This window comes from Deinococcus betulae (assembly GCF_020166395.1).
In the GTDB taxonomy this organism is placed as follows: domain Bacteria; phylum Deinococcota; class Deinococci; order Deinococcales; family Deinococcaceae; genus Deinococcus; species Deinococcus betulae.
The window spans coordinates 111,928-127,920 of sequence record NZ_JAIQXU010000009.1; the positions used below are offsets into that span (position 1 = coordinate 111,928).

A 15,993-nucleotide genomic window follows, 5' to 3' on the forward strand; every position below is an offset into this window, starting at 1 on the left:
GCCTGTGGCTCTTCGCCATCAGGCATCGGCGGTTAGCTCGTGTACGTCACGTTGTCGTTCACGGTGCCGGGGCGGGTGTCGTCGTAGGAGCGGTTGCCCGTCACGGCGTCGGTGCTGGTGCTACCTTCACCGTACTTCTCCAGCGTGCGGTCGTCGGCCACCTGCATCTCGCGGACGGTCATCAGACCCGTGCCAGCGGGAATCAGCTTGCCCAGAATAACGTTTTCCTTCAGGCCGATCAGGTCGTCCACCTGGCCCTTCATGCTGGCTTCGGTCAGCACGTGGGTGGTGTGCTGGAAGCTCGCTGCCGACAGCCACGACTTGGTGGTCAGGCTGCTCTTGGTGATACCCAGCAGCACCGGCTTCCAGCTGGCTGGGGTGGTGTCTTCACCCAGCGCGTCGTTGGCCTGATCCACTTCCCAGCGCTCGACGGTCTGGCCTTCGAGCAGCTCGGTGTTGCCGCCGTCGGTCACTTCGACCCAGCGCAGCATCTGGCGCACGATGATTTCAATGTGCTTGTCGTGCACCTTCACGCCCTGGCTGCGGTATACGCGCTGCACTTCTTCCACCAGGTAACGCTGGGCGGCGTCGGTGTCTTTGTACAGCAGCAGGTCGTGGGGGTTGATGGCCCCGCGCGTCAGGGCCTGGCCGGCTTCCACGCGGTCGCCGTCGCGCACGATCATGCGCAGGCTCTTGCTGATCTTGGTGGCGGTTTTGGAGCTGTACTGGTCGTCGTCGGCCTCAATTCGCACGAGGTAACGCTCTTCCTCTTCCTCAATCCGCACGGTGCCGTCGCGGTCCGCCACAGCCGCGCTGGTCTTGGGCTTGCGGGCCTCGAACAGTTCGATCACGCGGGGCAGACCCATCGTGATGTCGCCGCCGCCGCTGCCGGCCACGCCCCCGGTGTGGAAGGTGCGCATGGTCAGCTGCGTGCCGGGCTCGCCGATGGATTCGGCGGCCACCACGCCCACGGCTTCACCCATGCTCACAGGCTTGGCCTGCGAGAGGTCGTAGCCGTAGCACTTCTGGCACACGCCACTCTTCACGCGGCAGTTCAGCGGGGTCCGCACGAAGACGTGTTGCAGGGTCTTGGCACTGCGGGTGATCGCCTTCACGTCTTCCAGGCTCAGCATCTCGCCGGCTTCGATGGTACGGCCCTCGACTTCCACGGAGTCGGCCAGGGTGCGGCCATAGATGCTGGTCTCGATCTCGCTGGCCTTGCGGGTGCGCCACTCGCCGGTACGCTCATCCAGCGCGCCCAGCGGCATGGAGGTGTAGTCGGTGGTGCCGCAGTCCACGTCGCGCACGACGACTTCGTGAGCCACGTCCACCAGCTTGCGGGTCAGGTAGCCGGAGTCGGCGGTGCGGAGCGCGGTGTCGGCCCCACCCTTGCGGGCGCCGTGGGTCGAGATGAAGTATTCCAGCACCGACAGGCCTTCACGGAACGACGCCCGGATCGGCACCTCGATCGTGCTGCCGTCGGGGCGGGCCATCAGGCCGCGCATCCCGGCCAGCTGGGTGATCTGCTGGGCGTTACCACGCGCGCCCGACAGGCTCATGATCCACAGCGGGTTGAAGGGGTAGTTCTTGCCGAAGTTGTCGAACATGGCGTTCTTGACTTCGTCCTTCGTGTCGTTCCAGAGCTGCACGACCTGCTTGTAGCGCTCTTCTTCGGTCATGAAGCCGAACTCGAAGTTCTGCTCGATTTCCGCCACCTTGGCGTCGGCTTCGGCCAGAATCTCGGTCTTGGCGGGCGGAATCACGATGTCGTCAATGCCGATCGTGATGCCCGAGGTCGTGGAGAGCTTGAAGCCCGCGTCCTTCAGGCCGTCCAGCAGGCCAGCGGTGGCCTCGATCCCGAGGTGCTTGAAGCACGCCATGACCATGTCCTTGAGGTGGTCTTTCTCGTACGCCGTTTCCAGATTCACGAGGGTATCCACCAGGCTGGCCTGGTGCCCCAGGGCTTCCTGCACGATGCGGCGGAACATCACGCGGCCCGCACTGGTGTCGTAGGTCACGCCGTTGAGGCGAATCCGGACGTGGTCCTGATGGTCGATCTCACCGCGCTCGACAGCCATGATGGCCTCGTCGGGCGTCGAGAAGACGTACTTCAGGCGGCCGGGGCTGGTGTCCTGCCCCGCCACCTTGATGGCGCTGTTCAGGGCAATCTTGCCAGCCTCAAAGGCGGCCAGCGCCTCCTGAGGGCCTGCGTACTCGCTGCCGGCACCCAGGTTGTCGGTGCGCAGCAGGGTCAGCGTGAAGATCCCGAGGATGATGTCGCGGCTGGGCTTCACGTTCGGCTCGCCGTTGGCGGGCGAGAGCAGGTTGTGGGCGCTGAGCATCTGAATGCGCGCTTCGGCCTGCGCCTGGGCGCTCAGGGGGACGTGAATCGCCATCTGGTCGCCGTCGAAGTCGGCGTTGAAGGCTTCACAGACCAGCGGGTGCAGCTGAATGCTCTGCCCTTCCACCAGCACCGGCTCAAAGGCCTGAATGCCCAGACGGTGCAGGGTCGGCGCGCGGTTGAGCAGCACGACCTTGTCTTCAATCACTTCTTCCAGGGCGTCCCACACGCTGTCGCGGGTGTCGCGGTAACGCTCCAGCATCTTGCGGGCCTGCTTGATGTTGGTGACTTCGCCCTTCTCTTCAAGCACCTTGAACAAGAAGGGCTTGAAGAGTTCCAGCGCCATGCGCTTGGGCACCCCGCACTGGTGCAGCTTGAGCTGCGGGCCCACCACGATCACCGAGCGGCCCGAGTAGTCCACGCGCTTGCCGAGCAGGTTCTGGCGGAAGCGGCCCTGCTTGCCGCCCAGCAGGTCAGTCAGGGAACGCAGGCTGCGGTCAGAGCCGGGGTTGGTCACAGGGCTGCCCCGGCGGCCGTTGTCGATCAGCGCGTCTACGGCTTCTTGCAGCATGCGCTTCTCGTTGCGGATGATCATGTCCGGCGCACCCTGACCCATCAACTTCTTGAGACGGTTGTTGCGGTTGATCAGGCGGCGGTACAGGTCGTTCAGGTCCGAGGTCGCAAAGCGGCCCCCGTCCACCTGCACCATCGGGCGCAGGTCAGGCGGCATGACGGGAACGGTGTTCAGGATCATCCAGCTGGGGTGGTTGCCGCTGCGCTTGAATGCGCGGGTCACTTCCAGGCGCTTGCGGGCCTTGGCGCGCTTGTGGCGCGAGCTGTCTTTCATCATCTCGTTCAGCTCGGCTTCCAGGATGTCCAGGTCCAGGTCGTCCAGCAGTTCCTTGACCGCTTCGGCGCCCATCTTGGCCTCGAAGTCGTAGGACTCGATGACGCGCACCTGCTTGCGCACGAGGTCAATCTCGATGCGGCCCGAGATGTCGCTGCGCAGTTCGCCGCTGTCGGCCAGTTCGTCGCCCGGCTCCACGCGGTCCCCGTTGACGACCAGGGGCTCATCCTCGTAGGTGTACACCTTGGCCTTGGAGACGATGATGCTGGCGGGGTTGTGCAGCGTAATGACGCCGTCGGCATCGGCCGTGATCTGCTCTTCCACGTCAATAGCACCGATGACCCGCTGGCCCTTCTTGACCTCGCTGCCGTCGCCGACCAGCACGTGCATGGTGGGGTTGATGGGGTACTCGGCGCGGCGGGTCCAATGGGCCTTGACGGCCACGTCGCCCTTCTTCTTGGGGAAGGTGACGCCAGATAAGCGGCTGTCGCGGCTCACGCGCAGGCGGGTGCCGGCCGAGGCGTCGGCCAGCACGGCGCCGGCCTCAACGATCTCGCCGTGGACAACCTGCACGTTCAGGCCGTGGGGCACGTACACGCGGGCCAGGACTTCTCCGCTGGGGGTGCCTTCCTCGTCCACGCCTTCACGCAGCTCGACCATCACGGAGTCTTCGCCCAGTTCGTGCAGCACGATGGTGCCGTCTACCGGGGCCGTGATCTGCACGTCACTTTCCAGCTCGGCCAGAATCTCACCGGCACGGAAGGTGTCCTGTTCCACCAGCGCTTCGGTCGGCAGCGGTAGGGTCGCTTCGACTTCCTCGGCGTAGGCGATCAGGGCGCGGCGGGGGAAGCGGTACTGGGCCAGGCCGTCCATCTTGGAGACCACGTTGCCGCCCAGAATCTGCCCGCGCGTCACGTACTCGCCGTCCCGAATCTCGGCTTCTACGCCGCCCGTCAGCGAGTAGGTTTCCTGACGGCCAAAGCGCAGTTCACGGTACTCGTCGTCGCTCAGCAGTTCGCCGCGCTTGAGGGGGCGGCCGTCTTTCTGAGCGTTGCGGGGATCGGTGACCAGGAAGGAGCTGAAGTACAGCACCTTTTCCAGCTGGCCGGCGGACAGGTCCAGCAGCGTGCCGATCTTGCTGGGCGTGTCCTTGACGTACCAGATGTGGGCGGCGGGGGTCGCCAGGTCAATGTGACCCATGCGGTAGCGGCGCACCTTGGAGGAGGTGACTTCCACGCCGCAGCGCTCGCAGACCTTACCTTCGTAGCGCTGGCGCTTGTATTTGCCGCAGGCACACTCGTAGTCCTTCTGGGGTCCAAAGATGCGCTCGTCAAAGAGGCCTTCGCGCTCGGGCTTGAGGGTGCGGTAGTTGATGGTTTCGGGCTTTTCGACCTCGCCGAAGCTCCACTCGCGGATCTTTTCCGGGCTGGCAATGGCGATACGGACTTTGTTGAAATCTTTCATTCAGACTCCTGTAGAAGAGGGCTGACTTGCTTGTTGATGCTCTTCCCCCTTGAGGGGGAGGCTGGGTGGGGGTGGGACACGGCGGGCCCGCTCCACCCCCTCTGTCCCTGCGGGACATCTCCCTCCTGAAGGGGGAGAGGGAAGGGCAGCGCCTTAGCGCTTGGGCATCATCCCTTCGAAGATGTCCACGGCGCGGTCACCGTTGTCGAGGACTTCCACGTCTAGGCCCAGCGAGTGCAGCTCCTTGACGAGCACCTTGAAGGACTCGGGGATGGTGCTGCCCGACACTTCCTCGCCCTTGACGATGCTCTGGTAGGCGGCGTCACGGCCGTCAATATCGTCGGACTTGATGGTCAGCATTTCTTGCAGGGTGTGCGCGGCGCCGTAGGCTTCCAGCGCCCACACTTCCATTTCCCCGAAGCGCTGACCGCCGAACTGCGCCTTGCCGCCCAGCGGCTGCTGGGTGATGAGGCTGTACGGGCCCGTGGAGCGCGCGTGCAGCTTGTCTTCCACCATGTGGTACAGCTTCATGACGTACATGGTGCCGACCACCACGGGGCCACTGATGGGCTCGCCGGTGCGGCCGTCGTACAGCACGCTCTTACCGGTGCGGCTCAGTTCCATCTGCGACTTCTCGTAGTCGCCCTGGGTGTCGGTGATGACCCCCAGTTTGGCGGCGCGGTCCAGCACTTCCTGCTCGCGCTTGTCGAGTTCCAGGCCGTCGTCCTTGTTCTTCTGGATACGCTCGGCGGCGGCCACTTCCAGCATTTCCTTGATGGTCGCTTCGGTCACCGAGTCGAACACCGGGGTCTCGAACTTCTGGCCGGTCAGGCGCGCCACTTCACCCAGGTGGGTTTCCAGAATCTGGCCCAGGTTCATGCGGCTGGGCACGCCCAGCGGGTTAAACACCAAGTCCACGGGCGTGCCGTCTTCCAGGTAAGGCATGTCTTCCGGGGCCATGATCTTAGAGACCACGCCCTTGTTGCCGTGGCGGTTGGCGACCTTGTCCCCCACCTGCAGCTGGCGCTTCTGCGCCACGTACACGCGCACCATCTCACGCACGCCGGGCTTCAGATCCACGCCTTCGTCGCCGCGGCGGAAGCGCACAGTCTTCACCACGATCCCGCCCTGACCGGACTGCACGCGCAGCGAGGTGTCCTTCACTTCGCGGGCTTTCTCACCGAAGATCGAGCGCAGCAGTCTCTCTTCGGGGGTAGGCTCAGACTCGCCCTTGAAGGAGGTCTTGCCGACCAGAATGTCGCCCGGCTTGACTTCCGCGCCCACGCGCACGATGCCGTCCTCGTCCAGGTCGCGCAGCGCAGCTTCACTGAGGCCCGGAATGTCGCGGGTGATCTTTTCCGGCCCCAGCTTGGTGTCGCGGGCTTCGATCTCGTCCTTTTCAATGTGGACCGAGGTGTAGAAGTCCTTGCGCACCAGGCCTTCGGAGATGCAGATGGCGTCTTCGAAGTTGAAGCCGTCAAACGGCATGATGGCAATGGTGATGTTCTGGCCCAGCGCCAGGCGGCCCAAGTCAGAGGCAGGGCCGTCGGCAATCACTTGCCCGGCGGTCACGGTGTCGCCAATGTCCACGATGGGGTGCTGGTCGAGGTTGGTGCCCTGGTTGGAGCGGGTAAAGCGCACGAGTTCAAAGGTGCGCACGTTGCCCTGGTTCATGCCAGCGGCGGGGGCGTCCTCGGTCAGGGTCACCTGAATCACACGGGCGTCCACGTAGGTCACGCGGCCCGTCACGTCACTGACGACGCTGGTGCCGCTGTCGGTCACCACGCGGCGCTCCACGCCCGTGCCCACGGCGGGGCTGTCGGCGCGCACGAGCGGCACGGCCTGCGACTGCATGTTCGATCCCATCAGCGCGCGGTTGGCGTCGTCGTGCTCCAGGAAGGGAATCAGCGACGTGTTGATGGACACGATCTGCTTGGGTGACACGTCCATGTAATCGACTTCTTCAGGCGTGTACCAGAGGGGATCGCCCTTGCGGCGGGCCAGCACGCGCTCGTCGCTGAAGGTGCCGTCACTGTTCAGGGGGCTGTTCGCCTGCGCCACGGTGTACCGGTCTTCAATGTCGGCGGTCATGTAGACCACGTCGTCGGAGACCTGGCCGCCCGCCACCTTGCGGTAAGGCGCCTCGATAAAGCCTAGGTCGTTCACCTTGGCGTACGAGGCCAGCGAGGAGATCAGGCCGATGTTGGCGCCTTCGGGCGTTTCAATCGGACAGATGCGCCCGTAGTGCGTGCGGTGCACATCGCGGACATCGAAGCCGGCGCGCTCGCGGGTCAGGCCGCCTGGCCCCAGGGCCGAAATGCGGCGCTTGTGGCGCAGGTCCGACAGGGGGTTGGTCTGGTCCTTGAACTGCGAGAGCTGGCTGCGCCCGAAGAACTCGCGCATGGCCGCCACGATGGGGCGGTTGTTCACCAGTTTGGTGGGGGTCGCGGCGTCGGGGTTGCCCAGCAGCATGCGCTCACGCACGCCGCGCGCCATGCGGCCCATGCCCACGCGCAGCTGGTCGGCCAGCAGTTCGCCCACGGTCCGCACGCGGCGGTTACCGAGGTGGTCAATGTCGTCCTCGCCCACGGGCACGTCGGTCAGCACGCCGTCGGCGTCGGCCATGCCCACGGTCTCACGGCCGTACTGCAGCGCCATCAGGTAACGGATGGTGTCCACCAGGCCCGCGTCACTGAACTTGCCGTCCTGGAAGGTCAGCAGGGTGCGCTCGGGGCGGTTCACGCCCAGCTTGGTGTTCATCTTGAAGCGGCCGGGCTCGCCCAGGTCGTAGCGGCGGGGGTCGGCCAGCAGGCCGTACAGGTACTGAATGGCCTTGTCGCGCTTGGGCGGATCGCCGGGACGCAGCACCGTGAACAGGCGCAGCAGGGCCTCGTCGGCCCCCATGCCCGCGCTCTTGTCTTCGGGCAGTTCCATGTCGGGCTCGAATTCTGTGAACAGCGACTTCAGAGAAGCGTCGTCGTAGCCCAGCACGCGCAGCAGCATCGCCACGGGGAACTTGCGCTTGTTCACTTTCATTTCCAGAATGCCGCCCGCAAACTCCAGTTCAATCCAGGGGCCGCGCTTGGGCATGGGGATGATGGCGCCCGTGTACATCTTCTTGATGCCCTTGTAGGAGCTGGTGAAGTACACGCCGGGGGAGCGGTGAATCTGCGAAATAATGACGCGGTCGGCGCCGTTGATGACGAAAGAACCGTCCTCGGTCATCAGCGGCAGGTCGCCCAGGAACACCTGGTCTTCCTTGATGAGGCCGCTGTCTTTGTGAATCAGCTGGAGTTTGGCGTACATGGGCGCCTGGTAGGTCACGTCCTTTTCACGGCACTCTTCGGGCGTGTAGGGCGGCTCGCCCAGACGGTACTCCAGGAAGTCCAGCACCAGGCCTGTGGAGCGGCCCTTCTCGGTCTCGTCAATGGGAAAGACTTCCTTGAAGGCGCTTTGCAGCCCTGTGTAGTCACGGGCATCCGGCGCCCGGTCTTCTTGCAGGAAGGCCCGGAAGGAATTCACCTGAATCTCGGTCAGGTTGGGGAGCGGAATCACGTCCGCAATATCACCAAACCGCTCAATGCGCGGCCCTTTGTTCTTCAAACTCATATCCACCTCGGGGGCACCCTGGGATCACTGCGGCCTCTCTCGGGGCATGAAAAGGCGCAGCTGGGACGCGCAGCCTCTGACAGCCGCGTTCCCATTCGTTGTGCTTAGCTTTGCCGAGCCGCTTCTCGCAAAGAACTCCTGCCCGACCCATCATGGTCAGCACAGAAGAGTCTACACCTGTGCGGGCAGTGCAGTCAAACGGCGCGCGAAAGCGGCCTCTGGAAGAAGCTGTGACGGGCAGTTTGCCGAACAGGCAGGGGCGCCGTCAAGTCCAGTTCTTCATGAAAAGCGGGCAAACCTGCGGCGGCAGCCCACTGCGGCGCTTTAGCATAGGCGGGTGGACGCCCTGCAACCCTACCTTCCTCTGATCTACAACGTCCTGCGCGCCCTGGCGGTAGTTGGCCTCATCCATGCGGTGGTCACGCGGCAGCAGGTGTACTGGATCGTCATGCTGGTGTTTGGAGCGCTGTTTGGCGGCCTGTTTGGGCTGGCGTTTGCGGCCGTGTACACCTTCATGGTGCTTATCCCGGCGCTCAGGGGGAGTAGCCGCGTGGCGGGTCAGGCCGTGGCGCGCGGGGTAGAGGCGCTCAAACCCCTGGACCTGCGCATCCTCGAAGCCCAGGCCGACCTGGCCGAGAGCGACACCTTGCAGCGGCGTGCGGATCTGGCGGCCTTGCAAGCCCGCGCAGGGCGGCCCGATGAGGCGCAGGTCACCTTGCAGCCGCTGCTGAGTGGCATCTACGCCGACGACCCGGTGGTGCTGCTGACGAGCGCCGAACTGGACCTGGTGCGGAACCAGCCTGCGCCCGCCGAGGAAAAACTGCAGCGGGTGGACCTGAAAGCCAGCGCCGCCACGCGCACCCGTACCCTGACCCTGCTGGCCCAGGCGCAGGACGCCCAGGGGCATTCGGAAGCCGACGCAACCTACCGGGAGGCTATGACGGCCGCCACCACGGAAGAACCCCGCGCCCGCTACGCCGCCTACCTGCTGAGGCAGGGCAGGGGAGATGAGGCCCGTGCTCTGCTGGACGCCCTGGAGAAGACCGAGCGCCGAGCCACGGCTCTGTACCGCCGTCAAGAGCGGGAGTGGTTTCAGCAGGGACGCGATCTGAGAAAAGAATTGAAGTGAGCGTGATGCGGTTTTCTCGCTGGGTCTGACGGTCGGCTGAGCAGCTGACTCAAGTTTGCGTCAGATCAGACGGTAAGAGCCGTTGGGGGCTTCCTAGGGCTGGGTGGCGTGCAGTTCTGCGGCGGTCTGTGAGGTCTGGCAGCTAGAAAATTTGATCTCGCGGCCCGTGAATCGTTCGCAGAACACGGCTTGGTTATCGCGGTCTGGTGGTGACTGTGAAGAGTCTCTTCCAGCGTTGGCTCCATCCAGTTTGTGCGGGACTGAGGGAACAGGGGGAGGATTGTACGCTCCTGCCCACACTGTGGTCGCCCCAATCTCCTGTTTCTCGCCGGTTGGATGAATGACTGAGGCTGAAAGCTGTTGGTGAGGTCCGGGCGAAGACGCTCTGGGCCACCTGAGGTTCGGTGGCTTCCTCTGCATCCTCCTGCGCCAATGTGGTTTAAGCCAATTATATTACCCGGAAGATATTGCGGTCTGATATTTCATCCGGGTAATATGCATCTATGTCAGAAGCCCCGACCTACAGCGCCTTTTTGGGCGCCCGCCGCCTGGCCACTGGGCCACTACACGACACCCTCACCGCCGTTAAGACGGCCCTAGACGCCCTGACTGGTCCCCGTACCCAACCGCTGATCGTCTTTAACGATGAAACGGGCCGCCCCGCCGACTTTGACTGGCGCGGCACTCTGGAGGAGGTGCTGGCCCGTCATGCGCCAGCGCCGTCCAGAACCGGTCCAGGTCGCCCGAAGCTGGGCGTGGTGTCGCGGGAGGTCAGCCTGCTGCCCCGGCACTGGGACTGGCTGGAAAGTCACCCGAACGGCGCCTCGGCCGCGCTGCGCCGCCTGATTGATGAGGCCCGCAAAGCCGACCCCGAAGGCGAGCGCCGCCGCGTGGCCAGTCTGGCGGCCGACCGCTTTCTGACCGTGATGGCCGGCGACCTGCCGGGCGCCGAGGACGCCAGCCGCGCCCTCTACGCCGCTGAGCGGGGGGCGTTTGAGGCAGTGCTGGCCCCCTGGCCCGAAGACATTCGGTTGCACGCGCTGTATCTGGCGGCCCCCGCATTCGGTCAAGCTCAATGACAGAAGCCTCCCCACGCCGTTACCGTGGGTTCACGCCCCGCATGGGCGTCTACCGGATCACGCATCTGCCGTCTGGCCGCACCTTGCTGGGCAGCAGCGTGCATGTCGAAGGCCTGCTCAACCGCATTCGCTTTCAGCTGGAACTGGGAGGGCACCGTCACGCCCAGATGCAGCGGGACTGGGCAGCGGATGGCCCGGCACAGTTCCGCTTCGAGGTGCTTGACGACCTTCAGCCCCAGCATCCCGGCGACGAGCCGCTGGACGACCTCAAGGAGTTGCTTGCGTTATGGGAAGAGAAACTGAACCTTCCGGCGGGCCAGCGGTACTGACCCTGGCCCCAGATCTGACGGCCGCCCAGCTGGAGCAGCTGGCTGAAACAGCAGAGAAGCCGACCCGCGCCCTGATTGCCGCCCATCCCAACACCCCGCCGGCCCTGCTGGAGAGGCTGGCGGCGGACCACCCCGCCGAGGTGCTGGGGAACCCGGCCCTGCCGCTGCTGCGCCTGGCCCATCCCCGGCTGCTGCTGGACGTGCCCCTGCATGTCCTGCTGAGGCTGCTGGCACAACTGGACGCCCCGGCGTGGCTGCTGCGGCACGCGCTCATTGCTTCCGCTATAGAAATTCAGGCGGCGGCGGCGGCGCACCCTGCCCTAAACGAACGGCAGGTCGAGTGGCTGGCGCGTCACCCTGCCTGGCAGGTGCGCGCCCGCATTGCGGCCCGGCCAGAGCTGTCGGCCCGCTGGATAGAGCATCTGGCGGCTGACGCCGACTACGGGGTGCGGATGTACATCGCCTCGCGCGCCAACCTGCCGGCCCCCGTGGCGGGGCAACTGGCCGCTGACCCGTCGCCCTTCGTGCGGCAGGTCCTGGCGCGTGCTCAGCAGACCGCGCTGGCGGTGTGGCTGGTGACGCTCTGTGCGCTGCCGTGGGGGTAGCTGTGAACCGTGAGGCCGCTGCTCAAGCAGAGGCTGTGGGGGCAGATTTGCCCGCCTGAAACCAACAGGAAAGGCTTCTCGCCTTCTAGAAACGAAAAACCCCCAGCCGCTGGGGCTGGGGGCTGCACACCCGGTTGGGGCAGGATTTACTTGAGTTCGACCTTGGCGCCAGCGGCTTCCAGCTGGGCCTTGATCTTCTCGGCGTCGTCCTTGCTCGCGCCTTCTTTCAGCACGCCGCCCTTCTCGCTCATGTCCTTGGCTTCCTTCAGACCCAGGCCGGTGATGGCGCGGATTTCCTTAATGACGTTGATCTTGCTCGCGCCGGCGTCCACCAGCACCACGTCAAATTCGGTCTTCTCTTCCACGGCGGCAGCGGGGCCAGCAGCGGGGCCAGAGGCCACAGCGGCGGTCACGCCCCAGGTTTCTTTCAGGCCGTCAATCAGGTCGGCGAGTTCCATGATGGTGAGCTGGCCGAGTTGGTCAATAAGCGCTTGTTTGTCGTAAGCCATGATGTATTCCTCCGGAGGATGAAGTTGGGGGCGCCCCGGTCAGGGGGCAAGGCCGGTGCGTTAAGCGCCCTGGCCTTCGAGTTTTTCTTTATACGCTTCGAGGATGCCCACGAAGTTGCTGAGGTGGGCGCTGAGGACGCCGACCAGTTCGCCCTGCAGGCTCTGCTTGCTGCCCAGGCTGGCCAGACGCTCGACGACTTTCACGTCAACGCGGTTGCCTTCAACAAAGCCGGCCTTCACGGCAGGGATGCCCTTGTCGTTGCCTTTGGCAGCGTCGCTGAGGGCCTTGGCCACCCCGGCGGGGTCGTCCTGGGCCACCACGATGGCGCTGGGACCCTTGAGGGCGTCGCTGAAATCGCGGCCGCTGCCCTGCAGGGCCAGGTGAATCAGGGTGTTCTTGGCAACAATCAGCTGCCCACCCTTCTCGCGGATGTCTTTGCGCAGTTTGCTCAGCTGACCGGCGGTCAGGCCCTGGTAATCAACCACGTAAAACGAGTCGATGCCCGAGAGGCTGCCCGTCAGGGCGCTAAGGGTCTGCTGGTTCTTTTCGTTCGCCACGCAGTACCTCCTTGGTGGGAACGAGTCCAGGTGCACGGTCGCGCCCCTGGCAACTCGGCGGGCTGTTTAAACCTGGCAAGGGTCCCCGCTGTCTTTGGTGCCGGAATGAAAACGGATTGGGGAGGTGCGAAAGCGCACCGGGGTGCCAAAAAAGAGGGTGATGGTTGCCAGTTGATGGTTTTTCTATCAACCTTCGGCCATCACCGCGCCGCTTAGGCGCTGCCGCCGCTCAGGGCCAGCTCGATGCTGGGGCCCATCGTGGTGGTCAGGAACGCGCTGCGCAGGAACACGCCTTTGGCGCTGCCGGGCTTGGCGGCCTCCAGCGCACCGATCAGCGCGCTGTAGTTGGCGCTGAGGTTGCTGGGGTCGAAGCTGGCCTTGCCAATCGGCGCGTGCACCACGCCGGTCTTGTCGTTGCGGAATTCGATGCGGCCGGCCTTGAGGCCGCGCACCATGCCGGTCACGTCGGGGCCGACGGTGCCGCTCTTGGGGTTGGGCAGCAGGCCGCGCGGCCCGAGCAGACGGGCGAGCTTCTGACCCACCTGGGCCATCATGTCGGGGGTCGCCACGACAGCGTCAAAGTCCATAAAGCCGCCGGCGATCCGCTCGATCAGGTCCTCGCTGCCGACGACATCGGCGCCCGCCGCTTCAGCAGCCTGCACGTTGTCGCCCTTGGTGATCACGGCCACGCGCACGCTGCGGCCGGTGCCGTGAGGCAGAGCCACGGTGCCGCGCACGTTCTGGTCGCTCTTGCGGGGGTCAATGCCCAAACGGAAGTGCACTTCCACGGTCTCGTCGAACTTCGCCGTGGCGATGTCCTTGACCAGCGCGGCGGCTTCGTCGATGGTGTACTGCTTGTTGCGGTCCACTTTGGCCGCCAGCGCTTCGTAGCGCTTGCCACGCTTAGGCATTGGGGGCCCCCTCGATGGTCACGCCCATGGAGCGGGCGGTGCCAGCCACGGTGTTGGCGGCGGCTTCAACGCTGCCCGCGTTCAGGTCGGGCATCTTGGTCTTGGCGATTTCCAGAACCTGGTCCCAGTTGAGCTTGCCGACCTTGGCCTTGTTGGGGGTCGCGCTGCCCTTTTGCAGGCCGGCGGCCTTGCGAATCAGGTAGCTCATGGGAGGGGTCTTGGTGATGAAGGTAAACGAGCGGTCGGCGTAGATGGTGATCTCGACGGGGATGATCGCGTCACCCTTGTCGGCCGTCTGCGCGTTGAACGCCTTCGTGAACTCCATGATGTTCGCGCCGTACTGACCCAGCGCGGGACCCACGGGGGGGGCCGGGGTGGCCTTGCCCGCCGGGAGTTGCAGTTTGACTAAGCCTGCGACTTTCTTCATTGAGATTCCTCCTTAGCTCCCCCGCGCCTGGCCTGGGCCCGGCTGGGGTGCTGACGCTAAGTTCTGTGCCGTTCGCCTCTAGGGGCAGAACAAGACAGCAACTTTTCTACTTTACCTGTCCGCCGCCTGTTTGCCAAGCGGCCGGGGCAGATGTGGCGACCTGGCCAGTGTTACTTGGCCACCTGACTGAAGTCGAGTTCGACCGGCGTCTCGCGGCCAAAGATGCTGACGAGCACCTTGACCTTCGACTGCGGAATGTTGACCTCGCTGATGAGGCCGCTAAAGTCCGCAAAGGGACCGCCGGTCACGCGCACCATGTCGCCTGCCTTGAAGTCCACCTTGACGCGGGGCGCCTCGGCCGCCACCGGCTGGGCGGCGACGCCCACCGAGGCGAGCAGGCGCTGCACTTCGTCAAACGACAGTGGGACGGGGCGGGTGGCGGTGCCCACGAAGCCGGTCACGCCGTTCGTGCCGCGCACCACTTCCCATGACTCGCCCAGTTCGCCGGGAGCGTCGTCATCTTCCACGTCCATCTGCACGAAGACGTAGCCGGGAAACAGCTTGCGCGTGACCTCGACCTTCTTGCCGCCTTCCTGAAGTTCGACAGCCTTTTCTTCAGGCTGAATGACCTGGAAGATTTTCGTGCCGCGCATGCCCAGTTTGGTCGCACGCTCCATAAGGTGCTGCTCGACGCGGTCTTCCTGACCCACGTAGGTATGCACGGCGTACCACTCGATACTCATGGCAGCACCAGCTGAATCAGGTTTCTGAACACGAAGTCCATGGCATAGACGATCAGGGTCAGGGCCACGACGAAAATCAGCACGGCCTGCGTGCCTTCGAGCACCTGCGCCCGGCTGGGCCACGAGACCCGCGAGAGTTCAGCGCGCGAATCCCGGAAGTACTGAATCAAGTTCATGCGTTCACCTGCGACAAGACGAGAGGAAAGGTGGGCCGCCTGCGCCGGGGCTGAAGCCCGGCGGCGGGCATCAGACCTTCTTCTCTTTGAAGACCACGTGCTTTTTGGCCACGGGGTCGTACTTGCGCAGTTCCATCTTGGCCTGCGTGTTGCGGCGGTTCTTGGTGGTCGTGTAGTAAAAGCCGGTGCCGGCGCTGCTTTCCATTTTCACGATGATACGGGGGCCGTCTTTCGCCATGAGCTGCTCCTTCGCAAACGGCCCCGCGGGGGGGCCCTCTGCTCCCAGCGTCCCTGAGTGGGCGGGGCCGTCAACGGGTGTGTCTGGCACGCTGGTAAAAGCCCGCCTTGGGGCGGGCAACATTCGAATTATAGGCAAGCGGGCGGCAGGTGTCTACCAGCGGGGCAGGCCTGTGGGAAAACCGTCGATACTCAGCGTGTTTTTGCGCTCCCGGTACGCGGTGAGGTCCTCGGGGGTCTGGCGCTCTGCCCAGCGGTTGAGGTCCTCGCGTTGGCCTTCTATAGTCATCAGGGGCACAGCCATTCCGCAGGAGGTCTGCACGAGGTCTACCTCAAGCACAAAGAGTTGCCGCGTGCCTGGCAAGGCAGGAAAGAGGGCCAACAGTTCGTCCCAGCCGTCGTCCCCCGGCTGGAGCATCTGTGCCTGCCCATACAGCCGCAAGATCAGCGGTGGTCCCTGAAACGCGCAGAACATCAGAGTCATACGCGGGTTTTGCAGAAGGTGCGCCGCCGTTTCGTTGCCGCTGCCGGTCACGTTGAGCCAGACCACCTGGGTTGGCCCCAGCACCCGCAGGCTGTCGAGGCCCTTGGGCGAGACGTTCACCCGCCCGTCTGGCGCAGCCGTCCCCACGAAAAAGAGAGGCTGCGCTTCTATAAAGGCGCGCAGATGGTCACTGATGGCCGGCAGTTGCTTTGCCATACCGCAGGGTACAGGGCATCAAAAAAAGAGGCCCCGCGAAGGGGCCTCTTCAAGTACTAGGGTCTTATTCGATGACTTTGGCAACGACGCCGGCGCCGACGGTGCGGCCACCTTCGCGGATGGCGAAGCGCAGGCCTTCTTCCATGGCGATGGGCTTAATCAGTTCCACGATGAACGTGATGTTGTCGCCCGGCATCACCATTTCCACGCCCTCAGGCAGTTCCACCACACCGGTCACGTCCGTCGTGCGGAAGTAGAACTGGGGACGGTACCCGCCGAAGAACGCGCTGTGACGCCCGCCTTCGTCCTTCGAGAGCACGTACACGCTG

Annotated in this window: 15 protein-coding genes; 4 read left to right on the plus strand and 11 right to left on the minus strand. The window is 64.6% G+C overall.

Annotated elements, in window-relative coordinates:
* Positions 1–32: 32 nt before the first annotated feature.
* Both rpoC and rpoB read right to left on the minus strand, forming a co-directional pair.
* Entirely contained in the window at positions 33–4,652 is a 4,620-nt protein-coding gene (rpoC, locus tag K7W42_RS09125; protein ID WP_224574108.1) for a DNA-directed RNA polymerase subunit beta', read from the minus strand.
* Positions 4,653–4,805: 153 nt separating this feature from the next.
* A complete protein-coding gene (rpoB, locus tag K7W42_RS09130; protein WP_224574111.1) occupies positions 4,806–8,261 on the minus strand; it encodes a DNA-directed RNA polymerase subunit beta in 3,456 nt (1,151 codons plus the stop codon).
* A gap of 337 nt (positions 8,262–8,598) precedes the next feature.
* Between rpoB and K7W42_RS09135 the strand changes: the two genes are divergently transcribed.
* From K7W42_RS09135 to K7W42_RS09150, 4 genes are all read left to right on the plus strand, one after another.
* A complete protein-coding gene (locus K7W42_RS09135) occupies positions 8,599–9,390 on the plus strand; it encodes a hypothetical protein (RefSeq protein WP_224574114.1) in 792 nt (263 codons plus the stop codon).
* Between the two features lie 503 nt (positions 9,391–9,893).
* On the plus strand, positions 9,894–10,469 hold the full coding sequence (locus K7W42_RS09140; RefSeq protein WP_224574118.1) for a DUF2239 family protein: 576 nt from the start codon (positions 9,894–9,896) through the stop codon (positions 10,467–10,469).
* Positions 10,466–10,798 carry a GIY-YIG nuclease family protein gene (locus tag K7W42_RS09145; protein WP_224574120.1) on the plus strand — a complete coding sequence of 111 codons (333 nt, stop codon included), beginning with the start codon at positions 10,466–10,468 and terminating at the stop codon, positions 10,796–10,798. Before K7W42_RS09140 ends, K7W42_RS09145 begins: the two co-directional genes overlap by 4 nt.
* The gene (locus tag K7W42_RS09150) at positions 10,756–11,403 is read left to right on the plus strand and encodes a hypothetical protein (protein ID WP_224574122.1); all 648 of its coding nucleotides are present in this window, start codon (positions 10,756–10,758) and stop codon (positions 11,401–11,403) included. Before K7W42_RS09145 ends, K7W42_RS09150 begins: the two co-directional genes overlap by 43 nt.
* Before the next feature lie 146 nt (positions 11,404–11,549).
* Here the strand turns inward: K7W42_RS09150 and rplL are convergent, their stop codons facing one another.
* From rplL to K7W42_RS09195, 9 genes are all read right to left on the minus strand, one after another.
* Positions 11,550–11,912, minus strand: a complete 363-nt coding sequence (rplL, locus tag K7W42_RS09155; protein ID WP_224574123.1) for a 50S ribosomal protein L7/L12 — start codon at positions 11,910–11,912, stop codon at positions 11,550–11,552.
* A gap of 60 nt (positions 11,913–11,972) precedes the next feature.
* Positions 11,973–12,470, minus strand: a complete 498-nt coding sequence (gene rplJ / locus K7W42_RS09160) for a 50S ribosomal protein L10 (RefSeq protein WP_224574124.1) — start codon at positions 12,468–12,470, stop codon at positions 11,973–11,975.
* Positions 12,471–12,682: 212 nt separating this feature from the next.
* Entirely contained in the window at positions 12,683–13,381 is a 699-nt protein-coding gene (rplA, locus tag K7W42_RS09165; protein ID WP_224574126.1) for a 50S ribosomal protein L1, read from the minus strand.
* Positions 13,374–13,808 carry a 50S ribosomal protein L11 gene (rplK, locus tag K7W42_RS09170; RefSeq protein ID WP_088248415.1) on the minus strand — a complete coding sequence of 145 codons (435 nt, stop codon included), beginning with the start codon at positions 13,806–13,808 and terminating at the stop codon, positions 13,374–13,376. Before rplK ends, rplA begins: the two co-directional genes overlap by 8 nt.
* 170 nt (positions 13,809–13,978) lie before the next feature.
* Positions 13,979–14,551, minus strand: a complete 573-nt coding sequence (nusG, locus tag K7W42_RS09175; protein WP_157459422.1) for a transcription termination/antitermination protein NusG — start codon at positions 14,549–14,551, stop codon at positions 13,979–13,981.
* On the minus strand, positions 14,548–14,727 hold the full coding sequence (gene secE / locus K7W42_RS09180; protein WP_224574127.1) for a preprotein translocase subunit SecE: 180 nt from the start codon (positions 14,725–14,727) through the stop codon (positions 14,548–14,550). Before secE ends, nusG begins: the two co-directional genes overlap by 4 nt.
* Positions 14,728–14,797: 70 nt before the next feature.
* On the minus strand, positions 14,798–14,965 hold the full coding sequence (gene rpmG, locus K7W42_RS09185; RefSeq protein ID WP_022800165.1) for a 50S ribosomal protein L33: 168 nt from the start codon (positions 14,963–14,965) through the stop codon (positions 14,798–14,800).
* A 153-nt stretch (positions 14,966–15,118) separates the two neighbouring features.
* Positions 15,119–15,664: a pyridoxamine 5'-phosphate oxidase family protein gene (locus K7W42_RS09190; protein ID WP_224574129.1), complete on the minus strand. Its 546-nt coding sequence runs from the start codon at positions 15,662–15,664 to the stop codon at positions 15,119–15,121.
* A 64-nt stretch (positions 15,665–15,728) separates the two neighbouring features.
* The coding region (locus K7W42_RS09195) for an EF-Tu C-terminal domain-related protein (RefSeq protein ID WP_500786055.1) at positions 15,729–15,993 on the minus strand (265 nt) is incomplete at its 5' end.

Excerpts from the sequence above, each read along its gene's own strand:
- rpoC (WP_224574108.1), bottom strand. The coding sequence starts at position 4,652 with ATGAAAGATTTCAACAAAGTCCGTATCGCCATTGCCAGCCCGGAAAAG.
- rpoB (WP_224574111.1), bottom strand. The coding sequence starts at position 8,261 with ATGAGTTTGAAGAACAAAGGGCCGCGCATTGAGCGGTTTGGTGATATT.
- K7W42_RS09140 (WP_224574118.1), top strand. The coding sequence starts at position 9,894 with ATGTCAGAAGCCCCGACCTACAGCGCCTTTTTGGGCGCCCGCCGCCTG.
- K7W42_RS09145 (WP_224574120.1), top strand. The coding sequence starts at position 10,466 with ATGACAGAAGCCTCCCCACGCCGTTACCGTGGGTTCACGCCCCGCATG.
- K7W42_RS09150 (WP_224574122.1), top strand. The coding sequence starts at position 10,756 with ATGGGAAGAGAAACTGAACCTTCCGGCGGGCCAGCGGTACTGACCCTG.
- rplL (WP_224574123.1), bottom strand. The coding sequence starts at position 11,912 with ATGGCTTACGACAAACAAGCGCTTATTGACCAACTCGGCCAGCTCACC.
- rplA (WP_224574126.1), bottom strand. The coding sequence starts at position 13,381 with ATGCCTAAGCGTGGCAAGCGCTACGAAGCGCTGGCGGCCAAAGTGGAC.
- rplK (WP_088248415.1), bottom strand. The coding sequence starts at position 13,808 with ATGAAGAAAGTCGCAGGCTTAGTCAAACTGCAACTCCCGGCGGGCAAG.
- nusG (WP_157459422.1), bottom strand. The coding sequence starts at position 14,551 with ATGAGTATCGAGTGGTACGCCGTGCATACCTACGTGGGTCAGGAAGAC.
- secE (WP_224574127.1), bottom strand. The coding sequence starts at position 14,727 with ATGAACTTGATTCAGTACTTCCGGGATTCGCGCGCTGAACTCTCGCGG.
- rpmG (WP_022800165.1), bottom strand. The coding sequence starts at position 14,965 with ATGGCGAAAGACGGCCCCCGTATCATCGTGAAAATGGAAAGCAGCGCC.
- K7W42_RS09190 (WP_224574129.1), bottom strand. The coding sequence starts at position 15,664 with ATGGCAAAGCAACTGCCGGCCATCAGTGACCATCTGCGCGCCTTTATA.